General features: G+C 61.3%; 13 protein-coding genes. 9 read left to right on the top strand and 4 right to left on the bottom strand.

Translation table 11 applies throughout. From position 1 onward, the window contains the following. Positions 1 to 131: 131 nt before the first annotated feature. The 3 genes from ACIOZM_RS15630 to trxA all read left to right on the top strand — a co-directional run bounded on the left by ACIOZM_RS15630 (position 132) and on the right by trxA (position 2,303). Entirely contained in the window at positions 132 to 596 is a 465-nt protein-coding gene (locus ACIOZM_RS15630; RefSeq protein WP_401215422.1) for a YbaY family lipoprotein, read from the top strand. After that, positions 593 to 1,246 carry a class I SAM-dependent methyltransferase gene (locus tag ACIOZM_RS15625; RefSeq protein WP_401215420.1) on the top strand — a complete coding sequence of 218 codons (654 nt, stop codon included), beginning with the start codon at positions 593 to 595 and terminating at the stop codon, positions 1,244 to 1,246. Before ACIOZM_RS15630 ends, ACIOZM_RS15625 begins: the two co-directional genes overlap by 4 nt. A gap of 184 nt (positions 1,247 to 1,430) precedes the next feature. Further along, positions 1,431 to 2,303, top strand: a complete 873-nt coding sequence (gene trxA, locus ACIOZM_RS15620; RefSeq protein ID WP_401215417.1) for a thioredoxin — start codon at positions 1,431 to 1,433, stop codon at positions 2,301 to 2,303. A 79-nt stretch (positions 2,304 to 2,382) separates the two neighbouring features. Here trxA and ACIOZM_RS15615 read toward each other — a convergent pair whose 3' ends face one another. After that, positions 2,383 to 2,739 (bottom strand): hypothetical protein, encoded by a 357-nt coding sequence (locus ACIOZM_RS15615; RefSeq protein WP_401215415.1) that lies wholly within the window; start codon positions 2,737 to 2,739, stop codon positions 2,383 to 2,385. Between the two features lie 135 nt (positions 2,740 to 2,874). Here ACIOZM_RS15615 and ACIOZM_RS15610 point away from each other — a divergent pair, with 135 nt between their 5' ends. From ACIOZM_RS15610 to ACIOZM_RS15590, 5 genes are all read left to right on the top strand, one after another. Further along, entirely contained in the window at positions 2,875 to 3,477 is a 603-nt protein-coding gene (locus ACIOZM_RS15610; RefSeq protein WP_401215412.1) for a DUF2796 domain-containing protein, read from the top strand. A gap of 130 nt (positions 3,478 to 3,607) precedes the next feature. After that, entirely contained in the window at positions 3,608 to 4,318 is a 711-nt protein-coding gene (locus ACIOZM_RS15605; RefSeq protein ID WP_401215409.1) for an ABC transporter ATP-binding protein, read from the top strand. Position 4,319: 1 nt separating this feature from the next. Further along, a complete protein-coding gene (locus ACIOZM_RS15600; protein WP_401215406.1) occupies positions 4,320 to 5,585 on the top strand; it encodes an ABC transporter permease in 1,266 nt (421 codons plus the stop codon). Positions 5,586 to 5,596: 11 nt separating this feature from the next. Next, positions 5,597 to 6,115, top strand: a complete 519-nt coding sequence (locus tag ACIOZM_RS15595; RefSeq protein ID WP_401215404.1) for a DUF3299 domain-containing protein — start codon at positions 5,597 to 5,599, stop codon at positions 6,113 to 6,115. 233 nt (positions 6,116 to 6,348) lie between these two features. After that, entirely contained in the window at positions 6,349 to 7,047 is a 699-nt protein-coding gene (locus tag ACIOZM_RS15590) for an OmpW family protein (RefSeq protein ID WP_401215403.1), read from the top strand. 170 nt (positions 7,048 to 7,217) lie between these two features. On the opposite strand, the gene ACIOZM_RS15585 is transcribed toward ACIOZM_RS15590, so the two are convergent. Continuing rightward, the gene (locus ACIOZM_RS15585; RefSeq protein ID WP_401215401.1) at positions 7,218 to 8,150 is read right to left on the bottom strand and encodes an NAD-dependent epimerase/dehydratase family protein; all 933 of its coding nucleotides are present in this window, start codon (positions 8,148 to 8,150) and stop codon (positions 7,218 to 7,220) included. Continuing rightward, complete coding sequence (locus ACIOZM_RS15580; protein WP_401215399.1) at positions 8,143 to 9,027, bottom strand: sugar nucleotide-binding protein; 885 nt, start codon at positions 9,025 to 9,027, stop codon at positions 8,143 to 8,145. The genes ACIOZM_RS15585 and ACIOZM_RS15580 overlap by 8 nt, the downstream gene beginning before the upstream one ends. Positions 9,028 to 9,620: 593 nt before the next feature. Between ACIOZM_RS15580 and ACIOZM_RS15575 the strand changes: the two genes are divergently transcribed. Then, positions 9,621 to 13,916, top strand: coding sequence for a DEAD/DEAH box helicase (locus ACIOZM_RS15575; protein ID WP_401215397.1), 4,296 nt, complete (start codon positions 9,621 to 9,623; stop codon positions 13,914 to 13,916). A 116-nt stretch (positions 13,917 to 14,032) separates the two neighbouring features. Here ACIOZM_RS15575 and ACIOZM_RS15570 read toward each other — a convergent pair whose 3' ends face one another. Next, positions 14,033 to 16,135 (bottom strand): mechanosensitive ion channel family protein, encoded by a 2,103-nt coding sequence (locus ACIOZM_RS15570; RefSeq protein WP_401215394.1) that lies wholly within the window; start codon positions 16,133 to 16,135, stop codon positions 14,033 to 14,035. Between the last annotated feature and the right edge of the window lie 250 nt (positions 16,136 to 16,385).

Genomic DNA, 16,385 nt, shown 5'->3' with positions numbered 1-16,385 from the left:
CATGGTGGCTGGCAACAAAAAAAGGGAGGGCCATGGTAGCGCATCCCGGTGGCAAGACAAGCCATAGGGTTTGCGGTATACAGACTGGCATGATCGTTTGATCCATGGATTTCATTTTGCTGGAGCAGCCAATGCCGTTACGTCCGCTCATTTTGCTCAGTCTTTTCAGCCTGCTGGTGGCCTGCGGCAGCGACAAACCCAAGCCGCAGCCGCCAACCCCGGGCCCGGCGCCGCAACAGGCGCAGAAAAAAGCCAAAGAGGCCGCTGATCTTGGCCCGCTGCCGGCCTATCAGCGTGAACTGAGCGGTACCTTGCAAGGCGTGCCGGCCGGCGCCGAAGTCGAACTGGCGTTGCTGGTGATCGATGAAAAGGATCGCCCGCAGCAATTGCTCGCCAGTTCCAGCCTGATCGGCAATAACCAGATTCTGCCGTTCCGTCTGCGTTTCAACCCGGAAGCCTTTCCGGCCGGGGCCCGTGTTGAATTGCGTGGCCGCGCCAGCCAGTCCGGCCAGTTGATCCTGCATCTGCCGTCGCAGGCCATCACTCAGCCGACCACCCAGGCGCTGGGACAACTGCAATTCGTCAAAGCACCATGAATGCACCGTTCGACCTGCAACAGGCATTAGGTGAATTGCTCGGCGATGCCCGGCTGGTGGCTTGCCCGCTGCCGGACACCGATCTGAAGCTGTGGCTGATCGACGGCGACAACATGGATCGCGCCTTCAGCCCCGATGAAACCCGGCGGATTCTGCACGAACCGCCGTACTGGAGTTTCTGCTGGGCCAGCGGCCTGGCGGTGGCGCGCTATCTGGCGCAATTTCCCGAGTGGGTCCGGGGCAAGCGAGTGCTGGATTTCGGCGCCGGTTCCGGGATCGCCGGGATTGCTGCGGTGAAGGCCGGTGCGCTGGAGGTGGTGGCGTGCGATCTGGACCCACTGGCGATTGCCGCGTGCCGGGCGAATGCCGAACTCAATGATGTGCAGATGGGTTATTCGACGGATTTCTTCGCCGAGGCGGATCGCTTTGATCTGATCCTGGTGGCGGACGTGCTGTATGACCGAGAGAATTTGCCATTGCTGGATGCTTTCCTCAGCCGAGGCCGGGAAGCGTTGGTGGCGGATTCGCGGGTACGGGATTTTCGTCACCCGTTGTATCGGCGCATTGAAATGCTTGAGGCGATGACGTTGCCGGATCTGGCGGAGCCGGAAGAGTTTCGCTATGTCAGCCTCTACCATGCGCGGCGTTAGCTGAAAGCATCGCCAGCAGGCTGGCTCCCACATTGGATCTGTGTCGTTTACAAATCCCCTGTGGGAGCCAGCCCTGCTGGCGAAGGCGTCCTGCCTGGCGACACCCCTCTCAAACCTGCGCCGCTTCCGGCCACACCCCGCCAAGCCGTATAGTTGCCCCATCCACGCTTTTACGAGATCCCCCATGAGTCAGCAAACGCCGTACATTTTCGACGCCACGACGGCCGATTTCGACCAGTCGGTGATCGAGGCCTCTTTCCAAAAACCGGTGCTGGTGGATTTCTGGGCCGAATGGTGTGCGCCGTGCAAGGCGCTGATGCCGATGCTGCAAACCATCGCCGAGAGCTATCAGGGTGAATTGCTGCTGGCCAAGGTCAATTGCGACGTCGAGCCGGACATCGTTTCGCGCTTCGGCATCCGCAGCCTGCCGACCGTGGTGCTGTTCAAGGACGGTCAACCGGTGGACGGTTTTGCCGGCGCACAACCGGAATCCGCCGTGCGCGCCCTGCTCGAGCCGCATGTGCAGATGCCGCCGCCAGTCGCTGCCGATCCGTTCGAACAGGCGCAGGCGCTGTTCGATGACGGCCGCTATGCGGATGCAGAAGCCACGCTGGTGGTGCTGCTCAATGAAGACAACACCAACGCCAAAGCACTGATCCTTTATGCCCGCTGCCTCACAGAGCGCGGTGAACTGGGCGAAGCGCAAGCCGTGCTTGATGCGGTCAAAAGCGATGAGGACAAAGCCGCGCTGGCCGGGGCCAAGGCGCAGATCAAGTTCCTCGGTCTGGCCAAGGATCTGCCGGACGCCGCCGACCTGAAAAGCCGTCTGGCGCAAAACCCGCAAGACGATGAAGCGCTGTATCAACTGGCGATCCAGCAACTGGCCCGCCAGCAATACGAAGCGGCGCTGGACGCGTTGCTCAAGCTGTTCATCCGCAATCGCAGCTACAGCGAAGGCTTGCCGCACAAAACTCTGCTGCAGGTGTTTGAGCTGTTGGGCAATGATCATCCGCTGGTGACGGTGTATCGACGCAAGTTGTTTGCGGCGCTTTATTAAGAAGATCAAAAGATCGCAGCGTGCCGCAGCTCCTACCTTGGAATGCATTCCCCTGTAGGAAGCTGCGATCTTTTGCTGTCTATTCGATCCAGCTGTAGAGCGGCGTATCCCCACCACTGGCGACTTTGACCTGCGTCGAATGGCGCAGGCGCACCAGCAAGCGCTTGCCCGCTGCCGCACTGCCGGTCAGTCCTTCAAGCTGTTCCAGCAGATCCGGGCCGCTGAGTTGCCCGGCCTTGCGCAACAGATCCTTGGCAACCTGCCACAACGCATCGTCCTGATTCAGCTGTTTCGCCGCTGGCGCCGCAACGGCTTCAGCTTGAGCGGTCGGCGTCTGCGCACCCAGTGCCGAACCGAGCCGCGCCCAATCGCTGTCATCCAGCTCTAAAGTCAAATCCACCGGCAAGTCACCGACGGTTCCGCGTATCCGCAACATTAGCTTCGCTCCTGCACATTTCTGACCTGCATGCTCCCATGGGACTTGTGCAACGCCAAGCAGGCGGGCAAACTCTGCGCACTTTCGTTATAAGATTACATAACAAACTCTTCACTTTACTTCCCGGAGACCGCCATGCGTCGTCTGCTGCTCGCTTTGCCGTTTGCCCTGTTGCCGCTGGCCATCGCCCACGCCGCCGATGAACACGACCATGACCATGAACACGGCAGCCTCGGCGCCCACGAACATGGCGTCGGCCGCCTCAACGCGGCGCTCGACGGTCAGACTCTGGAACTGGAGCTGGAGAGCCCGGCGATGAACCTGGTGGGTTTCGAACACGCCGCCGCCAGCGATGCCGACAAAGCCAAGGTCGCCGCTGCCCGCGCCCAACTCGAGAAGCCTCTGACGCTGTTCAACCTGCCTGCCGCTGCCGGCTGCAAAGTATCCAGCCAGGAACTGCAAAGCCCATTGTTCGGCGACAAGCCGGATGCCGACGATCATGACGATGATGACCACGACCAACCGGCCAAGGCTGGTGAAGAGCATCACCACGAGCACAGCGAAATCCATGCGCACTACCAATTCACCTGCGCCGCTCCGGGTGCGCTGAAGACGCTGGATCTGGCGAACATCTTCAATACCTTCCCGGCGACCCAGAAAATTCAGGTACAACTGATCGGCCCGAGCGGTCAGCAAGGTACGGAAGTCACGGCCAAGGCTGCTGCCCTGAAGTTCTAAACTCACTGAAGATCCCTGTAGGAGCTGCCGAAGGCTGCGATCTTTTGACTTTGTTTTAAAAGCAAGATCAAAAGATCGCAGCCTTCGGCAGCTCCTACAGGGTTTTGTGCTCAACCAAGAAATCGGCGCCATGACTCAAGCACTCATCGAACTGTCCGACCTGGGCTTCAGTTGGCCCGGTCACCCACAGCTGCTGGACATCCCGGCGTTTCGCCTCGAACCTGGCGAAACCCTGTTTCTCAAAGGCCCCAGCGGCAGTGGCAAGACCACCCTGCTCGGCTTGCTCGGCGGCGTGCAGAAACCGGATCGCGGCAGCATCCGCCTGCTCGGCCAGGAGTTGACCGAACTCTCCGCCGGCGCCCGCGATACTTTCCGCGTCGATCACACCGGCTACATCTTCCAGCAGTTCAACCTGCTGCCGTTTCTCTCGGTACGCGAGAACGTCGAACTGCCTTGCCACTTCTCGAAGCTGCGCGCCCAGCGCGCCAAACAGCGCCACGGCAGTGTCGATCAAGCCGCCGCCACCCTGCTCGCCCATTTGGGCCTGAAGGACGAAAGCATCCTCAGCCGCCGCGCCGACTCGCTGTCGATCGGTCAGCAGCAACGCGTCGCTGCCGCGCGGGCGTTGATCGGCCAACCGGAACTGGTGATCGCCGACGAACCGACCTCGGCGCTGGATTACGACGCTCGGGAAAACTTCATTCGGCTGTTGTTCGCCGAATGCCGCGAGGCCGGATCGAGCCTGTTGTTCGTCAGCCATGACCAGAGCCTCGCGCCGCTGTTCGACCGTCATCTGTCCCTGGCCGAGCTCAATCGCGCCGCCACGTCTGCCGAGGTCTGAGATGTATTTGTTCCGTCTGGCCATGGCCAGCCTGGCTAACCGCCGCTTCACCGCCCTGCTCACCGCATTCGCCATCGCCCTGTCGGTGTGCCTGCTGCTCGCCGTCGAACGGGTGCGCACCGAGGCCAAAGCCAGTTTCGCCAGCACCATCAGCGGCACCGACCTGATCGTCGGCGCGCGCTCGGGCTCGGTGAACCTGCTGCTGTACTCGGTGTTTCGCATCGGCAACGCCACCAACAACATCCGCTGGGACAGCTTCGAACACTTCGCCGCCAACCCGAAAGTGAAGTGGGCGATCCCGATGTCCCTCGGCGACTCCCATCGCGGCTACCGCGTGATGGGTACCACCGAAGCCTATTTCGAGCATTACCAGTACGGTCGCCAGCAACATCTGGAACTGGCCGACGGTCGCCCTTTCGCCACCGATCCGTTCGAAGTGGTGCTCGGCGCCGAAGTCGCCGATGCGCTGCACTACAAACTTGGCGACAAACTGGTGCTGGCCCACGGCGTGGCAGTGATCAGTCTGGTCAAACACGATGACAAGCCGTTCACCGTGGTCGGCATTCTCAAGCGCACCGGCACCCCGGTGGATCGCACGTTGCACATCAGCCTCGGCGGCATGGAAGCGATCCACATTGACTGGCACAACGGCGTGCCAGCGCAGGGCAAAGGCCGGATCAGCGCTGATCAGGCGCGCAACATGGACCTGACGCCGCAAGCGATTACCGCGTTCATGCTTGGCCTCAACAGCAAGATTTCCACCTTCGCCCTGCAACGCGAGATCAACGAGTTCCGTGGCGAACCGATGCTGGCGATTCTGCCGGGCGTGGCGTTGCAGGAACTGTGGAGCCTGATGAGCACCGCCGAAAAAGCCCTGTTCGTGGTCTCGCTGTTCGTGGTGTTGACCGGGTTGATCGGCATGCTCACAGCGATTCTCACCAGCCTCAACGAACGTCGCCGCGAAATGGCGATTCTGCGTTCGGTTGGCGCCCGGCCGTGGCACATCGCGAGTCTGTTGATACTGGAAGCCTTCGCCTTGGCGCTGACCGGTGTCATCGCCGGGCTGGCGCTGCTGTACATCGGCATTGCTGCTGCGCAGGGTTACGTGCAGGCCAACTACGGTCTGTTTCTGCCGCTGGCCTGGCCGAGCGAGTATGAATGGACGCTGCTCGGTGGCATTCTGGCAGCCGCGCTGCTGATGGGTAGCGTGCCGGCCTGGCGTGCGTATCGCCAGTCGTTGGCCGACGGCTTGTCGATCCGTTTATGAGGATGTTCACCATGCCCCGCGCTGTACTCGCGCTGTTATTGCTGGTCGCCCTGCCCGTGTGGGCAGCGGCGCCGAAAGATCTGACCTGGTCGGAAATGATCCCGCCGGACGCCGCCCCCGAAGTGCCGAACATGACGCCGCTGCACGACATGTCGAAGATGGGCGATGCGCTGTCCGCCGAAGCCGCCCCGGCCGCGAAACAGGACCTGCCCGATGCGCCGGTAGTGCAGAGCCTCGACGGGCAGAACATTCGCCTGCCGGGTTACATCGTGCCCCTGGAAGTCAGCGAAGAAGGCCGCACCACGGACTTCTTGCTGGTGCCGTATTTCGGCGCCTGCATCCACGTGCCGCCACCGCCGTCGAACCAGATCGTGCATGTGAAAAGCGAAGTCGGCGTGAAGCTCGATGAGCTGTATCAGCCGTACTGGGTTGAAGGGCCGTTGCAGGTCAAGGCGTCCAGCAGTGAACTGGCGGATGCCGGGTATCAGATGGAGGCGGACAAGATTTATGTGTATGAACTGCAGGAGTGAATCTGTCGGTTCTGTGTTGTTTGATCGATTGTCATCGCTAGCAGGCTAGCTCCCACAGGGGATTTGGGTTCAGACACAGATCCATTGTGGGAGCCAGCCTGCTGGCGATGGGGCCGGCAAAGGTTCCACAAAACCTGCAGGGATGAGTGTTTCATTGAGCTGAGTCAAAAGACCGTATCAGTTGGCTTCGTACCATAGGACATCAGAAATTTTTAACGTCCTCTGGAGCCCTCATGAACAAGTCCTTGCTCAGCGCCTCGCTGTTTGCCCTTGCGCTCGCAGCCCCTCTCGCCCACGCCCACGAAGCCGGTGACATCCTCATCCGCGCCGGTGCGATCACCGTCAACCCGAAGGCCGACAGCTCCAACGTCAAGGTCGATCAGGGTCCGTTGAGCGGCACCAATCTGGGCGGCAAGGCGACCATGAGCAGCGACACCCAACTGGGTCTCAACTTCGCTTACATGCTCACCAACAACATCGGTATCGAGTTGCTGGCGGCCACTCCGTTCGAGCATGACGTGAAAATCAAAGGCACCGCGCTGCCAGCTGCCAACGGCAAACTCGGTACCCTGAAACACCTGCCGCCAACCCTCAGCGTCGTGTACTACCCGCTGGATTCGAAATCGCCGTTCCAGCCCTACGTCGGCGGCGGTATCAACTACACCTGGATCTACGACGAGCACGTCGGCAGCGAAGCGCAGGCCAACGGCTTCAGCAACTTCAAGGCGAAAAACTCCTGGGGCCTGGCATGGCAGGTCGGTGCCGACTACATGCTGACCGACAACATCATGCTCAACGCCCAGGTGCGCTACATCGACATCGATACCCGCGCTACTGTCGACAACAACGCCGTGGCCCAGGGCACTCGGGCCAAAGTGAATGTTGATGTCGATCCATTTGTGTACATGGTCGGTCTGGGCTACAAGTTCTAAGGAACATTCGCGTGGTGGTGAATGAGGCTTTGGGTGAGCAGGCTTGATACTGACGACGACTGCAATGCAGTCGAACGGGGGATAAATCCCCTCGCCACAGGGATAGCGACAAATTCCGGCCGTGAAAAAGGCGCCTGTCAAAAGGCGCCTTTTTCATGCCTGCGAAAAGCCTATTTTTTGCCGAGCAGTCGCGCCAACCCGACGCTCATCGGCGTTTCCTGTGGCAGTTCGAAGCGCTCGATCAAGCGACTGTTGTTCGCCCGCGAATGGCGGATGTCACCGGAGCGTGCCGGACCATAACTGATCGGCGGCAACTCACCGACTACCGCACGCAGCGACTCAAGCATCTGCTTGAGATTCGTCGCCTTGTTCCAGCCGACATTGACCGCGCCGATTTGCACTTCAGGCTTTTCCAGCGCCTGAACCAGAATCTGCACCAGATCTTCGACGTAGAGGAAATCACGCGTCTGTTCGCCGTCACCAAATACCGTGATCGGCAAGCCCTTCTGCGCGCGTTCGCTGAAAATGCTGATCACCCCGGAGTACGGCGAGGACGGATCCTGTCGTGGGCCGAAGATGTTGAAGAAGCGGAAAATCACCGGTTCCAGCGCGTGCTGGCGACGGTAGAAATCGAAGTAATGCTCACCGGCCAGTTTGTCCGAGGCATACGGCGTCAGCGGTGCTTTGGGCGTGTCCTCGTCAATCGACGCGCCTTCGCCGTTGTTGCCGTACACCGCCGCGCTCGAAGCGAACAGCACACGCTTGACCCCGGCCTGGCGCATGGCTTCGCAGACATTCAAGGTGCCGATGAAATTGCTCTGGTGCGTCTTCACCGGATCGTCCACCGATGCCTGCACCGAAGCCACGGCAGCCAAGTGTGCAACGGCGCTGCAACCGAGCATCGCCCGCGCCACCAGCGCAGCATCGGCAACATCACCGACGATCAGTTCGACCTTGGGATTGTCCAGCGGCAGGTTGCTGCGTTTGCCGGTCGACAGATCATCAAGAATCCGTACCGAATGACCATTGGCCAGCAACGCGTCGGTCAGGTGCGAACCGATGAAACCGGCACCGCCGGTGATTAAAACAGGACCATCAACCATGACGATAAAACCTATCCAGTAAGCCCGGGAGTGCGGCGCGCCAGGCGCGCGGTTTGATCCCGAATGTGTGCAGAATTTTCTTGCAGGCGAGCACCGCGTGTTGCGGTTCTTCGGCGGCGTCCGGACGCGCGGCGTGAGCCTGGGCGGTCGGTGCTTCAATGGCCAGCTCATGCAGGCTGCGCGCTTCGGTGAGAATTGCCTGTCCCAGCGCCAGCGGTGTGGTCGCTTCGTGGCCGGCGTAGTGGTAAGTGCCCCACAACGGCGCCGCGCAATCGAGTTGCTTGAGCACCGAGATGATCACTCGCGCCGCATCGTCGACCGGGGTCGGATTGCCCCGGCGATCATCGGCCAGCAACAGTTCGTCCGGCTGTTCGGCGCGAGCGAGGAAACGCCCGAGCGTACCGTCGGCGCTGTCGTCGAGCAGCCAGCCGAAACGCAACAGCACATGCTGCGGGCACGTCGCACGCACGCTTTGCTCGATGCGCCACAACGCCTGACCACGCAGGCCAAGTGGCACCGGTTCATCTTTTTCGCTGTAAGCGGTCGCGCGCGAGCCGTCGAACACCCGATAACTGGAAGGCTGCACCAGGACGATGTTGTGATGCTGGCACAGTTCGGCCAGACGCTCGATGGCGCGTTCTTGCCCGGCCAGACGGCTTTCGCTGACCGTCTCGGCCTGGAACCAGTCGAAATAGTAGGCAAGGTTGATCAACGCATCGGGACGGGTGTCGTCGAGCAGTTGCGTCAGGCTCGCGGCATCCCAGCCGTCTTCGGGCGGGCGGGGGGCGAGGAAACCGATGTCTTCTTCCGCACCGAGGCGAATCAGCGCCTGCCCAAGGGCATTTCCGCCGCCCAGTAACATAAGGCGCATTCGCATAAAGTCAGCAGGCCCAGTCTGGTTGGAACGATGGCTTTGGCGACAGCGCTTGTGGCGCCATCGTCGATAATTGCCGGAATCGTTGCATTTTGCGGGTTTAGTGCGCAACCGTCACCCGTAAAGTATCGATATCCGGGATTTGTAACATGGCGACTGGCCCCATCGCTGGCAAGCCAGCTCCCACAGGGATTGCGCTGCATACAAAACCTGTGGGAGCTGGCTGCCAGCGATGAGGCCCTGAAGGTCACTCGAGATCCCCAGCGGTACTTGCAGCTCCCACAGGGATTGCGCTGCATACAAAACCTGTGGGAGCTGGCTTGCCAGCGATGAGGCCCTGAAGGTCACTCGAGATCCCCAGCGGTACTTGCATCTCCCACAGGGATTGCGCTGCATACAAAACCTGTGGGAGCTGGCTTGCCAGCGATGAGGCCCTGAAGGTCACACGAGATCCCCAGCGGTACTTGCATCTCCCACAGGGATTGCGCTGCATACAAAACCTGTGGGAGCTGGCTGCCAGCGATGAGGCCCTGAAGGTCACACGAGATCCCCAGCGGTACTTGCATCTTCAAGCCTGCGCCCGCATAACTTAAGCCATGAATCTGCCCATCCCCAAGGACGTGGCCCTGGCAGGCTTTCACCCTGCCGTCAGCGCCTGGTTCAACAACACATTCCCGACGGTCACCGCCGCCCAGGCCCGCGCATGGCCGTTGATCCGCCAGCGTCGCTCGACATTGATCGCCGCGCCCACCGGTTCCGGTAAAACCCTCACCGCGTTCCTCGCGGTACTCGACGACCTTGTCCACCGTGGTCTGGAAAGCGCCGAAGGCTTGCCCGACGAAACCCTGGTGGTCTACGTCTCGCCGCTCAAGGCGTTGTCCAACGATATCCAGATCAACCTGCAAAATCCCCTCGCCGGCATCACCGAACAGTTGCGCCAGATGAACCTGCCGCCGCTGGAAATCAGCACAGCCGTACGCACCGGCGACACCCCGCAGAAAGACCGCGCGGCCATGCGTAAAACCGCGCCGCACATTTTGGTGACCACGCCGGAATCGCTCTATGTGCTGCTCGGCTCCGAGTCCGGACGGAAAATGCTTGGCACCACGCGCACGGTGATCATCGACGAAATCCATGCCGTCGCCGCCAGCAAACGCGGCACTCACCTGGCGCTGAGCCTGGAACGCTTGCAGGCGCTGTGCACAGAACCGCTGACGCGCATCGGTCTCTCGGCCACGCAAAAGCCAATTGAAGCGGTGGCGCGGTTTCTGGTTGGCGTCGATCGCCCATGCGAGATCATCGACATCGGCCACGCCCGCCCACGGGACCTGGGAATCGAAGTGCCACCAGTGCCGTTATCCGCCGTGATGGCCAATGACGTCTGGGAACTGGTCTACGATCGCCTCGCCGAACTGGCCCGCGAGCACCGCACCACGCTGATTTTCGTCAACACCCGACGCCTCGCCGAACGCTTGAGCCGACACCTCAGCGAACGCCTCGGCAAACACGCGGTAGCGGCGCACCACGGCAGTCTGGCCAAGGAATTCCGCCTCGACGCCGAGCAAAGGCTCAAGCGCGGCGAACTGCAAGTGCTGATCGCCACTGCGTCGCTGGAGCTAGGGATCGATATCGGCGAAGTCGATCTGGTCTGCCAGATCGCCTCACCGCGTTCGATCGCCGGATTTCTGCAAAGAGTCGGCCGCTCCGGGCACCAGGTCGGCGGAACGCCCAAAGGCCGATTGTTTGCGACCACCCGTGATGACCTGATCGAATGCGCCGCCCTGCTCGACTGCGTGCGGCGCGGCGAACTCGACACCTTGCACATTCCCGTCGCACCGCTGGACGTTCTCGCGCAGCAGATCATCGCCGAAGTCAGTTGCCGGGAATGGTCGGAAGACGCGCTGCTGGCGACGTTCCGCAAGGCCTCGCCGTACCGAGATATCGACGAAAAACATTATCAGGCGCTGCTACAGATGCTCGCCGAAGGCTACAACGGACGGCAGGGAATACGCAGCGCCTATCTGCATCGTGATGCGGTCAGCCGCACCTTGCGCGGCCGGCGCGGCGCACAACTGGCCGCCGTGACCAGCGGCGGCACCATCCCCGACAACGCCGACTACAGCGTGCTGCTCGAACCTCAGGGCTTGAACATCGGCAGCGTCAACGAAGACTTCGCCGTGGAAAGCATTGCCGGCGATGTGTTCCAGCTCGGCAATACCTCCTACCGGATTTTGCGCGTCGAGACCGGTAAGGTCCGGGTCGAGGACGCGCATGGACAGCCGCCGACCATCCCGTTCTGGCTCGGTGAAGCGCCGGGGCGCAGCGCGGAATTGTCATCCGCCGTGGCGCGCCTGCAAGCGCAACTTGATGAGCTGCTCGGCGCCAGCCCCGGCAATCTGCAACCGGCGCTCGACTGGTTGACCACGACCCTCGGCCTCAATCTGGCCAGCGCCGAACAACTGGTCGAATATCTCGCCCGCGCACGCCAGACACTCGGCGCCCTGCCCTCGCAGGACACGTTGCTGATGGAACGATTTTTCGACGAGTCCGGCGGCACGCAACTGATCATTCATTCGCCATTCGGCAGCCGGATCAATCGCGCCTGGGGCCTGGCCTTGCGCAAGCGCTTTTGCCGCACCTTCAACTTCGAATTGCAGGCGGCCGCCAGCGAAGACGCGATTGTGCTGTCGCTCTCCACCAGCCACAGTTTTGAACTCGATGAAGTCTGGCGTTATCTGCACAGCAACAGCGCCGAGCACATCCTGATTCAGGCGATTCTCGATGCACCGCTGTTCGGTGTGCGCTGGCGCTGGAACGCCGGGGTGGCGCTGGCCTTGCCGCGTTTTACTGGCGGACGCAAAGTCGCGCCACAAATCCAGCGGATGAAAAGCGAGGACCTGATCGCCAGCGTCTTTCCGGACCAGATCGCCTGCCTGGAAAACCTCGCCGGCGAACGTGAAATCCCCGACCATCCCTTGGTTGAACAGACCCTCGACGATTGCCTGCACGAGGCGATGGACAGCGAAGGCTGGCTCGAGCTGTTGCGGCGCATGGAACGTGGCGAAGTGCGTTTGATCAGCCGCGACTTACCGGCACCCTCGCCGCTCGCCGCAGAGATTCTCAGCGCCCGGCCCTACACCTTTCTCGACGACGCACCGCTGGAAGAACGCCGCACACAAGCGGTGATCAATCGGCGCTGGAGCGATCCGCAATCCACTGATGATCTCGGCGCCCTCGACGCCGACGCCATCGCGGCCGTGCGTGAAGAGGCCTGGCCGGCGCCGGGCAATCTCGATGAAATGCACGAGGCGCTGATGAGTCTGGCGTGCATCAGCGATGCCGAAATGCAGGCCAATCCGCAGTGGAGCGAATGGCTGAAAACCCTCGCTGAAGGTGGGCGCGCCTGCCGCTTGCAGATTGATCCTGAGCATTCACTTTGGCTCGCACGCGAGCGGCTGAGTTGCCTGCAAGCACTTTATCCACAGGCCCGCGTACAACCGACGCTGGAAGCGCTACCCGGTTTCGATGAGGTCTGGTCTGGCGAAGACGCCCTGGTCGAGGTGATTCGCGCACGCCTCGGCGCCTTCGGCCCGCTGCCGTTGCAAGCCATTGCCGAGCCGCTCGCGCTACCTGCGAATCAAGTAACCCAAGCCCTCGCCCAACTGGAACGCGAGGGTTATGTGCTGCGCGGCCAATTCACTCCGGGGCTGAACATCGAGCAATGGTGCGAGCGGCATCTTTTGGCGCGAATCCATCGCTACACGGTCAAGCGCCTGCGCCGGGAAATCGAACCGGTGGCGTTGCAGGATTTCATGCGTTTTCTGTTCGACTGGCAGCATCTGACACCCGCAACACGCGGTCAGGGCAGTGCCGTGTTGCCGGCGATTATCGGCCAGTTCGAAGGTTATCCGGCGGCGGCTTCGGCGTGGGACAGCGATATTCTTCCGGCGCGGCTCAAGGACTATTCGCCGAGCTGGCTGGATGATCTGTGCCGCAACGGCAAACTGGTGTGGACGCGCCTCAGCGCCCGGCAAAAAGTCAGCGGCACCGCGTTGCGCAGCACACCGATTGTGCTGCTGCCCCGAGCCATGGTCGGATTGTGGAGTGCGCTGGCCGAGCAGACGCCGGTCAGCGAGTTGTCAGCGAAAACCCGGAAGGTGTTCGAGGCGCTGAGTCAGCACGGCGCGTTGTTTTTTGATGAGCTAATTCACGAGGCGCACCTACTGCGCTCGGAACTGGAAATCGCCTTGCAGGAATTGGTCGGTGCCGGGCTGGTCAACGCCGATAGTTTCGCCGGGCTGCGGGCACTGATCACCCCGGCGAGCAAGCGCCAGCAACGCAGCAGTCGACGTGGACGCGGGGCGTTTGTCGGTGGCATGGATGACGCCGGACGCTGGGCGCTGCTGCGGCGTGGGCCGGCGCCGCTGGCCAAGGATTCGTCAGAGGCGCTGGAACATATCGCCATGACCTTGCTGCGCCGCTATGGCGTGGTGTTCTGGCGTTTGCTGGAGCGTGAGGCTGACTGGCTGCCGAGTTGGCGTGAATTACTGCGCACGCTGCATCGACTGGAAGCACGCGGCGAGATTCGTGGCGGGCGGTTTGTCAGTGGTCTGGCGGGGGAACAATTTGCGCTGCCGGAAGCGATTCCGTTGCTGCGCGAAGTACGTCGGCGGCCGCATGATGGAAGCCTGATTGCGGTGTGCGGGGTCGATCCATTGAATCTGGCCGGGACGTTGTTGCCGGGGACGAAAGTGCCGGCGCTGGCGAGTAATCGGCTGGTGTACCGGGACGGGATTCCGGTGGCGGCGGAGATTGCCGGCAAACCGCAGTTCTGGGGGGATCTGGAGCCCGAAGTCTTGACGAATGTGCGGGACAAACTGATCCGGCATTGATGTTGTCTGATCTCGCTTCATCGCGAGCAGGCTCACTCCTACATTTTGAAATGCGTTCCCCTGTAGGAGTGAGCCTGCTCGCGATAAGGCCGGCAAGCCCACCACAAAATCTCCTGCTAAGTCCGGGTCTGCTCAGGCAACACGACCGACGAATGCTCCGGCGCCACCTCATCCTCCTGCCGCTTCGGCAACAAAACCTGCTGTGGATAAGTCTGCGCGAAATGCACCGACGGGCTGTTATCCACAAGCTTTTTCAAGCGCTGATTGAACGCCCGGCTCACCGCATATTGCCCACCCGACACCGTGCGGAACTGCGCTGTCAGCACCACGCCATTCAGATCCATCTTGTCCACGCCAAACACATCCAGCGCCCCTTGCAGGTTGTATTTGAGGAACGGGTCTTCGCGGATTGAATCACCGGTCTCGCGGATCAATTCAATGGCCTTGTCGACGTCCGTGTCGTAAGTGAACTGCACCGAGAAAAACGCATAAGCAAATTGCCGCGACTGGTTGGTGACAGCCTTGATCTGCCCGAACGGCACCGAGTGCACAAAACCCTTGCCGTCACGCAGGCGCAGCGTACGAATGGTCAGGCCCTCGACGGTGCCGGCGTGCCCGGAGTCGAGTACCACCCAGTCGCCAATCGACAGCGTGTCCTCGATGATGATGAACAGCCCGGTGATAACGTCCTGAACCAGTTGCTGCGAACCGAAACCAATCGCCAGACCGACCACCCCGGCACCCGCCAGCAACGGCGCAACGTTGATCCCCAGATTGGCCATGGTGGTGATTGCGCAGATCACCACCAAAATGATTTTGATCGCATTGCGCAGCAGCGGCAGGATGGTTTTCACCCGCGTACTGGGCTGGCGCGCTCCACGTTTACTGACCGGTGGTTTCAACGCTTCCTGAATCGCCGTGTCGAGCACCACCCATAACAGCCACGTCACCAGAAAGATCAGGCCGATACGACTGAGTGAATCGCTGATCGCCCGTCCGACCGTGCTGCTCTGGGCGAAGTCGATCAGCGACACGCCCCAGATCCGCCCGAGAATATCGATGAAAGCAATCGCGATGACGATCCGCAACAAGGCATGCAACAGGCTGAGAAAACGTTCCTTGTAGGCGCTGCTGCGCTGGATCGCCTCGGCTTTGCGCGACTTGAACAGATGCTGGAGGACGGTGCTGAGAAACACGGTACCGATCAACAACACCGTGGTGAACAACGCACAGCGCAGTGCTTTCTGGTTGTCCTCACCGATGCCGATCAGATTGACTGCCGAGACCAGCACCATCAGCACAATCGGCCAATACCAGAGCCCGGAAAAAATCCGCAGCGACTCCTGCAATGACGGCTGTTTCAAGCGCTGCGCCAGCGGGCGGTTGCGGATCAGGTGCGCCACTGGCCGACGCAGGCGGATCACCAATAAGCCGAAGATGATCGACGCCGTCAGTCCGGTGAACACCGCAACGCTGCTGGTGATATTACCGCCCAGTTGTCGGGCGATCTGCGGACTGGTGAGGGCGTCGCTAAGGGCGGCGAGGAAGCCGATCAGGAACAGCGGTCGTGGACAGTAATCGCGGATGATGCGTGCAGCCGGCCGTTTGTGCCCGACGTTGAACATCACCACCACGCACAACAACATCGAGGTGGAGAAAATCCCGCTGCTGGTGGCATAGGCAAAACACAGCGCCAGCGCTCGACCGACCGAGGCCTCAAGAAAGTGGCTGACATACAGGGTCAATGGCAGGCAGATCAGCGCGGGCAGCGTGTAGGGCAGCAAATAGCCGAGCAAGTCCTGACTACGCTGGCGAGTGCGCAGCCAGCGGCCTTCGCGCAGACGCTTGGCCAACAGACTGCCGAGCACCGTGAGCACGGCGAACGTGCCGAGCCATACGCCGGAGAGCATCAGGAAATCGCCAGCAACGCTCCAGCCCGAGCGGTCCGAAGGTTGGTTGACCAGTCTGTCGACTTCGTCTGCGGCGCGGTCGGCACGCAGGCGCCAGGCATCGACCAGATGCTCGTTGAGATCGAGTTTGTCCTGCACGTCGTCGATGCTCGAACTGATGGCGCCGAGCAGACCGCCCTGGACGATGGGCTCCGGCTCCGCCGCTTTAGTGCTGGCCGCCGGGAGGCCCGGCAATGCGGCGGCTTCTAGCTCGTTGGCGCCGAGAAACAACAATGCTCCCAGCAGAATCACGATCCTGAACTTGATCAAAACTCCGATCTCCCTTGGCTGAACCTGTAAGGAACTGATCGGTAAATGCCCGGCAAGTTCGGTTTTCACCTGATTTGCGTGCCGAACATTGGCTCCCGTGGCGAGGGGATTTATCCCCGTTCGGCTGCGCAGCAGTCGTCAACCGAACAACCGATATGCCAGAGAAGCAGGCGGGCTCTGGTATTGGGGTCGCTTCGCAACCCAACGGGGATAAATCCCCTCGCCACAAAATCTCCTCACCACAGGACTC

The sequence above is a fragment of the Pseudomonas sp. NPDC087346 genome (assembly GCF_044744235.1).
Taxonomy (GTDB): Bacteria; Pseudomonadota; Gammaproteobacteria; order Pseudomonadales; family Pseudomonadaceae; genus Aquipseudomonas.
This window is presented reverse-complemented; position numbering and strand designations above follow the sequence as displayed.

Excerpts from the sequence above, each read along its gene's own strand:
- ACIOZM_RS15605 (WP_401215409.1), top strand. The coding sequence starts at position 3,608 with ATGACTCAAGCACTCATCGAACTGTCCGACCTGGGCTTCAGTTGGCCC.
- ACIOZM_RS15595 (WP_401215404.1), top strand. The coding sequence starts at position 5,597 with ATGCCCCGCGCTGTACTCGCGCTGTTATTGCTGGTCGCCCTGCCCGTG.
- ACIOZM_RS15610 (WP_401215412.1), top strand. The coding sequence starts at position 2,875 with ATGCGTCGTCTGCTGCTCGCTTTGCCGTTTGCCCTGTTGCCGCTGGCC.
- ACIOZM_RS15575 (WP_401215397.1), top strand. The coding sequence starts at position 9,621 with ATGAATCTGCCCATCCCCAAGGACGTGGCCCTGGCAGGCTTTCACCCT.
- ACIOZM_RS15625 (WP_401215420.1), top strand. The coding sequence starts at position 593 with ATGAATGCACCGTTCGACCTGCAACAGGCATTAGGTGAATTGCTCGGC.
- trxA (WP_401215417.1), top strand. The coding sequence starts at position 1,431 with ATGAGTCAGCAAACGCCGTACATTTTCGACGCCACGACGGCCGATTTC.
- ACIOZM_RS15585 (WP_401215401.1), bottom strand. The coding sequence starts at position 8,150 with ATGGTTGATGGTCCTGTTTTAATCACCGGCGGTGCCGGTTTCATCGGT.
- ACIOZM_RS15615 (WP_401215415.1), bottom strand. The coding sequence starts at position 2,739 with ATGTTGCGGATACGCGGAACCGTCGGTGACTTGCCGGTGGATTTGACT.
- ACIOZM_RS15580 (WP_401215399.1), bottom strand. The coding sequence starts at position 9,027 with ATGCGAATGCGCCTTATGTTACTGGGCGGCGGAAATGCCCTTGGGCAG.
- ACIOZM_RS15600 (WP_401215406.1), top strand. The coding sequence starts at position 4,320 with ATGTATTTGTTCCGTCTGGCCATGGCCAGCCTGGCTAACCGCCGCTTC.
- ACIOZM_RS15630 (WP_401215422.1), top strand. The coding sequence starts at position 132 with ATGCCGTTACGTCCGCTCATTTTGCTCAGTCTTTTCAGCCTGCTGGTG.
- ACIOZM_RS15590 (WP_401215403.1), top strand. The coding sequence starts at position 6,349 with ATGAACAAGTCCTTGCTCAGCGCCTCGCTGTTTGCCCTTGCGCTCGCA.